Origin of the sequence: Rhodopirellula maiorica SM1, assembly GCF_000346295.1 — a bacterium.
GTDB classification, from domain to species: Bacteria; Planctomycetota; Planctomycetia; order Pirellulales; family Pirellulaceae; genus Novipirellula; species Novipirellula maiorica.
The window spans coordinates 1-8,012 of the sequence record NZ_ANOG01000364.1 but is presented as its reverse complement, the minus strand read 5'-3'; the positions used below and the strand labels follow the sequence as shown (position 1 = coordinate 8,012).

The window sequence follows — 8,012 nt, the reverse complement described above, 5'->3', positions numbered from 1 at the left end:
AATATCGTTGGCGTTTCGGTAAATCCGACGACGAACCAAGTCTATTTCACAACTCTTGGGAATCTGTCAACCACAGACTTTGATGCCACCGGCAACGATGTCATTGCCTACGCGGCGAGCGATCCAAGCAATACGATGAGTATTCTGTACGCGGGTGCTCCCCACGGCATCAGTCGTTCATTGGACGCGATCAATGTCATCGATCCGGCGCAAAAGCCAGTTCAAGTGGCAGCAGCCAACCGAACTGCTATTCCCTCAACCGTTTCCGCAGAGTCACTTGCATCAAGCACCGTACTTGATCTTGGCTCCCAATCAGTGGGAACGACAGTTCAATCGAATCTATCGATGCCCGACACCCAAGGGCGCGACACCCAGGGGACCGAAGCAGGCAAGCAAGACGAGGCAATCCATCGCGACGAATTCGGCACGACCAAGCTGGCATCAACGCAAACAGGTTCGAACAGCCGTCAAGACGCCGGTTCATCGCATCAATCCGCTCTCGATCCCGAGTCGGTGGATGCGTTGTTGACAACGCTTTCGAATCCTGATGGCGAGTCGTCGACGATCGAAGCATTCTCTGATTTGCTTCAGTAAATCTGACTGGCAAATTCATGTCGCACGGCATATCGCCGTGCGTATTTTTTTGTTTATGGGTTACAAGAACTTGATGTGTTTCTAACGCATCAAGTTCTTGATCACGTTGTGAATGAAGACGACGTGCATGTCCTCGGCGATTTGCATGTCGTGGATGGGGACGTGCACGTTGATGTCGGCTAATTGGTGGATCTTGCCACCATCGAAACCGGTCAAGCAGATCACCTTGGCACCTTGATCCTTGGCGAACTTCACCGCACGGACGATGTTTTCAGAATTCCCGCTGCCCGAAATCGCGACCACCAAGTCGCCTTCGCAAACGATCGGACGCAGCTGCTCTAGAAAGACGTCTTCGTAACTGACGTCATTGGCATACGCCGAGAAGATTCCCATGTTCTCCGCTAAACAGATCCCGCGGAAACGACGGCCCGAGGCAAGATACAAACTCTTGTTCCAATCCGTTACCGCATGCTGTGCTGCCAACGCACTGCCGCCGTTGCCAAAAACAATCGTTTGCGCATCGGCCTTCCATGTCTGGTCAATCAAATCGATTGCCGCTTGCCACTCGTCAAGATCACAACGATCGATCGTGTCTTTCAAAGCAGAAAAATACTCAGTCACTTGACTCAAGCCAGTCGCACTTGCATTCGCCATCTCAGATCACTCGAAACATTGGGAGAAGAATTTAATTTGATCCTGACCCCGCTCTGTTGGGGTCTTCTAGCTTAATCCATCCGCGATAGTGAGGCACGAATTAGAACCAAGAATTTATGCAGATCTCACGGAATGGTCGCGCGATGCCAAACGCAATTGATGGTCCAAAGAAGAGCACTTAGGATCCGAAGTTTGCCTTTCGGAATCCCGATGCCCGTAAACGTTCACCCTGATGCTGCAATTGAGATCGCGTGACGCGAAAGGAATTCAGAACACGAAAACTGCCCCCAGTCATTACAATCGTAATAGGAAACGATCGCGTCTTGTGGATCTCGCGGTGGGCAGGCGGGAAATGTCGATGCACACCAGGCTTCACAGTCGATAACACTAACAATCCCGAAAAGATCACGCTGACTCGTCGGCAGATGCACTGTCGTCATTCCGACTTCCTTATTACGTAGCTTTGATAGCAATGAAAAAATTCTATCTTGCCGTTTGCGTCGCCGCAGGATTCCTGCTTGGTGGAAATGCGTCCAGTGCGAGCGCTCAGCAACCAGCTCATTACTACCCGGCGCGGCCAACCTTCAGCCCCTATATGTTTTACCGCCAATTCAATGGGACTGGACTTCCGAACTATTACACGTTCGTGCGACCGCGTGAAATCTATCGCGACTACATCACCCGCAGTCGGCCATCCTACTACGCCGAATCACAACGACAACGTGTGATTAGCCAAGACCAAGTCTCCGAGATCGTGGACAACCAAATCCGTGAACGATTGACCACTGGTGTAGGCATGGCGTCGCAGGCGGCTAGCTTCCAAAACACCTCGCACTATTACCCAAGAACTCCTGTTCGCCGACGCTAAGCGGAATCACGCAGGCGATCACTGCGATGAATCTGGCTTCAGACTTCGTTCTCGAGGGGCAATCGCACTCGGATCAGTTCCCAGACATGAGTGAGCGGTTCCATTCCTAACCATGTGCTCAGTGCCAAGTGGATCGCGTATCCGATCGCGAGCACAATACCGAGCAAGATAAAGGAGCGCAGCAGGGCTCGGCGACGGCGCTGCTGTTCTAAACGAACGAGTCCTTCGGTTGCTCGAACGACGACGCTGCGGCTGTTCGCAGGCTTTCCACTACGAACATTCGTCGAGCTATCGTCTTCACTTGGCTTCTCTGAACGGGTGTTACCCTTCGCCATATCCTCTACCAATTGATGGGTTGTCGCCAAACGCGACTCCGCTTCGCTAGCGAATGACGCGATATTCGGTTTTCGCTTGGTGGACTTCATGTCATGCAACGGGGTATGGAGAGTCAGCACGAATTCGAAGCGATTGATAGGGATACCAGCACCCCTCTTTCGTCACATTGTAACCTCAATGTACATGCATAGAACAGAGATTACCTGACACTGCAGCGATCTACTCCCCAATCACTGCAACAACACAGCCAATTACGGCCTTATTCATCCCGTATGCTAGACATCGCCTCTGTTTCGACATTCAGAGCAAGCCCCTCCTTCATCTTTCGAGATCAGGCTGCAGAGACGCTTTCAATTCGCGAATCGGAAGTCCATTGATTCCATTAGGCTCACGGCGAAGCAGTTCGTCAAGGTCCTCCCGTGCTCTTGTCGTTCGACCTGAGATGGCCCGTAACTGAGCTCGCATGAAACGATATCGATTCTCGTCGGGGTGCAGCGTCACAAACATGTCCGTCCGTCGCAGCATTGCATCAATGTCCTGTTCGCGAGTCGCGATTCCAATCAAATTGTTCAGCACACGAGTCAATATATCGAGGTCGCTCTGCGGTTGAAGATCGGACGGGGTGATCGCTCGGCCGGCGAACTGCTGAACCAACGCGTCGGCAGCTTCGTCGCTCAACTCCGTCCCACCATCAAACACATCAATCAATTGTTCTTCACCCGATTCCATGACCTGTTTCACCACAAAGTGACCCGGCAATCCAATCCCTTCGATCTGCAAACCAAGTCGACGACCAAGATCGATATACAAGATCGCCAGTGTGATCGGTAATCCCTCGCGATCATCAATCACGCGATCCAAGAAACTGTTGGCCGGGTGATAATACTCGGCGCGGCCGCCATGAAAGCCATTCTCTTGAAACAGATACTTGTCAAGGATTCGGCGTTTCGCTCGCTCGTCATCTGTGGCCTCGTCATCTGTGGCCTCGTCATCTGTGGCCTCGTCATCTGTGGCCTCGTCATCCGTGGCCTCGTCAATCGTGGCTCCGAAATCTTCGGCAATCTCTCGCGCCATTCTTTCGAGCTTGGCTTCGTAGGCCGCCAGATCCACTTGCGGATTTTCGATCGCCGAGATCAACAAGGCGCCTTTGACGAGTCGACTGCTTGAATCGATTTCAGATTCCGGCTGCTCAGCGAACAACTCACCAAGCTCCGCAAGCAACGGGGCACGCAGTACGTCGCCTGCCAAATTCTTCATCTGCTGAGCTTCTTCCTCCAGTTCAACGGCTCGACGTCGCAATTCTCTCGAGACGACATCACCACGAGCAGCTAACATGTCCACGCGAGATTGATCGATTTCGCTCGCATGGACGTCTCCTTTGCCCAGGCCGGCGATCCAATCGGCAATCGCCGTGCTGAGTGGTGGTGAAGCCAGATCGGGACCGACGCTAAAACGGCGAAACTGAGGCTTGGTATCGCGAAATTTCACGATCCCGATACGCCCCTTTGTCAATTGCATATCGGTCGATTCCACCACCAAGTGTTCATTGACATAACACTTCATCCGCCCCTCTTCGACTCGGACTCGCAAGTGATTCCATTGCTCCGCCAAGTAGTGCTTGCTCTGCACATCGCTAAGCACTTGCCACGAATAGACCGAGGGTCCCAAGAAACAGGTCAACCTCATTTTGCCATTGCTCGGATAAAAGCCATAGTGTCGGTCTCCGCCATCACTATGAAATGCAATTCCCGCTGCACCCGATTCATCATCCAATCGCACCCAAACGGAAATGTCATACGGCGGATCGTTAACTGCGGCAGTGGACAAACACAACGACCGACCGCCAAATCCATTGCCGGGGGCACTTGCCGAAATCACACCACCACGTTGTTGCCACGATCCCCCTAACACAATTTCCCAGTCGCTCTCATCCAGCCCACTCAGTCGCACCCAGCGATCCATCGTGATCGGATTTGTTTTCTGTCGTAGCGGGGTTAAGTTATCAATAGGAATGGCAAAGCCGAGATTGTCGTCAACCGCCGACTTCATATTCACAATCCCCAGCACGCTGCCTTGCGAATCAACCACCGGCCCGCCGCTGTTTCCCGGTTGAACGGGCATCGCAAGCTGGATCATTTCGCGACCACTGATTTCGCGTACCGCGGACACCATCCCTTCGACTACACTGTCTTGCAAACCGAGCGGATTGCCAAACGCTAAGACTCGCTTGCCTTGCGGCGGCGGTTCTCCCTGTGAAAGCGTCAGCGCCGACAATCGGTCATCGCCTACATCAACGCGAATGATTGCCAAATCGTTGGCCGAGTCCGACGCCTCGATTGAAATTACCGGCAAATTGCGGCCACCCGATGTCTCGACCGTAAACGGACGACCTTCGCCAATGACGTGCATGTTGGTGGCAATCAAACCGCTGCCGTCAATCACAAACCCTGTGCCGATCCCAAGCGGATCTCCATCACGTCCTTGCACCCGAATGGTCACCAGCGACGGACGAACCTCGGCGATCAATTGCTCGGTCGTCGCAACGGCAACCTGAACATCCGAAGCCTGAACATCCGAAGCCTCTTCAGCTGCTGCCTGATCGACCGCGACGCGAGGTTCGTCCGCCGAAACCATCGCTCCGGCAACCCCCATCAGGTACCACGCCAGCACCGCACAGCAAATCGGATCCAAATTACGGGAACGGTGATGCCAAAATGTCATTGATATCCTTTGCTATTCGTTCTCGGGGACGTCTGAAGCTCTCGCACTCTAACAACGAGAGATCTATTGTAGACGCAAGTCCCCCAAGGCACCGTGATGAATCGGCGAATCAATTTTTGGCTCGTCACGCCCCTGCTACATGCTAGAATCTCCGACACAGGTTGCTTGCTCATTGGCCGCTTGATAGCCGCATGATGAAGAAAATCGCCACGAAACGCCACGTTCTCACACTCATAACCACATGAACTCGAATCATCCCCCCACGCCCCGCACTTTGCCAACCGCCGCTGCGGCGGATGTTCCCACATTTGGCTGTGTCGTCTACATCTCGACGCTTCCCGATGGCCGCAAAAAGGGCCGAGTCGCCAACCTCGACGGCATCGAACACACCGCAGGGACCGAACGTGAGGTGCTGCAGCGGATCGTACCCGTTTTCAAGAAACGGGTCAGCGAATGCCTTGCCGCCGGCGACTCCGTTCCTTGGATCGATCCCATCCTTGAAATCGATCCCCAAGAGCAAAAACGATTTCTACCCGTTCATCTCTGAACGAACTTGCGAGACCCAACAACACAACTCGCAGTAACCGCATTTGACACCACTCATTTCCTCGAGACTCATTCGCCGATGCCACACAAACGATTGAACCTGATAGCGAATTCCTTTGCGCTAGTCCTATTGGCATTCATCTGCTCGTTCACAGTCATCCATGCAGGCGAATTCAACCCCATGCTCGACATTGGTGACACTGCGGTGCCGTGGAAGGAGTTGCCGGGGACCGATGACAAATTGCATTCGCTTGCCGATTTGAAAGACCAAAAGATTGTCGTGGTCGCCTTCACTTGCAACAGCTGCCCTTACGCCGTCGACGCAGAAGACCGCTTGATTGCGTTACAGCAGAAATTCGCAGATAAGGATGTGGCGGTGGTCGCAATTAACGTCAACAAAGTCGACGAGGATCTGATGCCCGCGATGAAGCAACGCGTCGCCGAAAAGAAATTTAACTTCCCCTATCTTTTCGACGCGTCCCAGCAAATTGCCAAGGAATACGGAGCCAAATACACGCCTGAGGTTTTTGTACTCGATCAGAACCGCAAGATTGTCTACATGGGATCGATGGACGACAGCCCCGATGGCAAGAACGTGACTGAGCCGCATGTAATCCGCGCGATCCAAGCAACGCTCGCCGGCGAACAACCCGCGGTCCGCGAAACCGTTCCAATCGGTTGCCGGATCCGTTTCGAACGGAACCTTCGCAATCGGTCACGCTAGCCGAGCGTTGTCAGCACGAGGAACAGGTAACGGATTTTTAGCGAAATCCACTACAGAGACAATCCGTGGATTTTCGTAATGATCGCGGAGCGATCAACGACATTGGCACGTCTTCGAGTGCTTTTAATTGGCGATGCTGTAGAGCGCCGACTTGCTACGCAGGATCAACTGGTCCCCTACCACTGCTGGCGATGCCATGAATCCGTCACCGAGTTCTGTCTCGGCCAGTATTTCATACTCGCGTCCTGCCTGTAGCGTCGTGATCGCCCCTTCGATGCTGAACAAATAGATGCGGCCGCTGGCGTAAATCGGTGATGCCGCGTAGGAACCACCGACGCGTTTCTGCCACACCATCTTTCCGTCTTCGAGTTCACGACAAGTCGCAATCCCGTCGTCAGTGATCATATAGATCAGACCATCGACAACGATCGGTGACGATTTCTTCGCCACACTTTTGCTCGACGTCCACACAACGTGACTCTTGGTGACGTTGCCCTTGCCATCAGGACGAACGGCCACGACGCCTCCCATGCCGTTGGTGATCAATACCAAGCCATCGACATAGATCGGCCGTGCTGACGCATTCATGCCATCGTGGTAAACCGTCCACAACGGGTCGCCAGTTTGCGGGTCATAGGCAATCGTTGCTACAGCACTGGGATAGACCAATTGCTCTTGACCGCCAACCTGGATGACTTCGGCCGTCCCGTACGCCTTCATCCGATCGCCCACATCGGTGCCGTAATCGATTTCGCGTTTCGATTGCCAAACCGTCTCACCTGTGTTTTTGTCAAAAGCGACTACGAACTGGACGTCCACGCCGTCATACGCCACAAACAATTTTCCATCATGCAAAATAGGTGACGAAGCAGGGCCACGAAAATGGTCACACTTTAAATCGTGGCGCTGCCATAACACCGAGGCATCGGAAGTATCAACACAAACGGTGCCATAGCTGCCAAAATGAGCGTACAGACGCCCTGATTCGATCGCAGGCGTTGGCGACGCGTAACTGTTCATCGGATGACAAAACTCGGGCGTTTTGTTTTCGATCACAACCACATTGTGCTTCACGCTTCCGGTCGCCCGGTCGACGCACACGACCGACATTTGTTTCCCATCTTCGGATGCGGTGGTCAACCATATCTGGTCCCCCCACACCACGGGCGACGACCAAGCTTTGCCTTGAATCGGTGTCTCCCACTGGACCACCGACGCATCGATTGCAACAGGCAAATCCGCAGCGTCCGCGTGACCGTCACCATGTCCCCCCCGAAACTCGGGCCATGTTGGGACTTCGGCGACCGAGGTTCGCAAACAAACGAACGAGGTGAACAGCACAACGACAACGGCGGCACATCGGAAAAAGCGTAGAAACATGGATAAATTTGCCTCAAGGTGAAAGTCCAGCCTGCTCGCCTGCGACACCCCGTGAAAAGACGAATGTCAACCAGACTACGCGAAACCAACGAATGGACGAAGGCATAGTTTAGCCGAACCACACCGAATTGTCCGCTGACCGCAATCGTCGGCAAAAAAATGACTTCTTGATGAACGCCCGCTGGTTCC

Annotated in this window: 8 protein-coding genes; 4 read left to right on the top strand and 4 right to left on the bottom strand. The window is 53.5% G+C overall.

Going from position 1 to position 8,012, the window contains the following annotated elements; translation table 11 throughout:
- The coding region (locus tag RMSM_RS40895) for a hypothetical protein (RefSeq protein ID WP_040765893.1) at window positions 1-594 on the top strand (594 nt) is incomplete at its 5' end.
- Between the two features lie 81 nt (window positions 595-675).
- Here the strand turns inward: RMSM_RS40895 and RMSM_RS11800 are convergent.
- Complete coding sequence (locus RMSM_RS11800; RefSeq protein ID WP_008695885.1) at window positions 676-1,248, bottom strand: D-sedoheptulose-7-phosphate isomerase; 573 nt, start codon at window positions 1,246-1,248, stop codon at window positions 676-678.
- 472 nt (window positions 1,249-1,720) lie between these two features.
- On the opposite strand from RMSM_RS11800, the gene RMSM_RS11795 reads away from it, so the two are divergent.
- On the top strand, window positions 1,721-2,116 hold the full coding sequence (locus tag RMSM_RS11795; RefSeq protein ID WP_008695884.1) for a hypothetical protein: 396 nt from the start codon (window positions 1,721-1,723) through the stop codon (window positions 2,114-2,116).
- Between the two features lie 38 nt (window positions 2,117-2,154).
- On the opposite strand, the gene RMSM_RS11790 is transcribed toward RMSM_RS11795, so the two are convergent.
- On the bottom strand, window positions 2,155-2,541 hold the full coding sequence (locus RMSM_RS11790) for a hypothetical protein (RefSeq protein ID WP_008695883.1): 387 nt from the start codon (window positions 2,539-2,541) through the stop codon (window positions 2,155-2,157).
- Window positions 2,542-2,770: 229 nt separating this feature from the next.
- Window positions 2,771-5,173, bottom strand: coding sequence for a transglutaminase family protein (locus RMSM_RS11785; protein WP_040765892.1), 2,403 nt, complete (start codon window positions 5,171-5,173; stop codon window positions 2,771-2,773).
- A 241-nt stretch (window positions 5,174-5,414) separates the two neighbouring features.
- Between RMSM_RS11785 and RMSM_RS11780 the strand changes: the two genes are divergently transcribed.
- Entirely contained in the window at window positions 5,415-5,720 is a 306-nt protein-coding gene (locus RMSM_RS11780) for a hypothetical protein (RefSeq protein ID WP_008695881.1), read from the top strand.
- Between the two features lie 6 nt (window positions 5,721-5,726).
- Window positions 5,727-6,443 (top strand): thioredoxin family protein, encoded by a 717-nt coding sequence (locus tag RMSM_RS11775; RefSeq protein ID WP_008695879.1) that lies wholly within the window; start codon window positions 5,727-5,729, stop codon window positions 6,441-6,443.
- Between the two features lie 123 nt (window positions 6,444-6,566).
- On the opposite strand, the gene RMSM_RS11770 is transcribed toward RMSM_RS11775, so the two are convergent.
- Window positions 6,567-7,823: an outer membrane protein assembly factor BamB family protein gene (locus RMSM_RS11770; protein ID WP_008695877.1), complete on the bottom strand. Its 1,257-nt coding sequence runs from the start codon at window positions 7,821-7,823 to the stop codon at window positions 6,567-6,569.
- Window positions 7,824-8,012 lie beyond the last annotated feature (189 nt).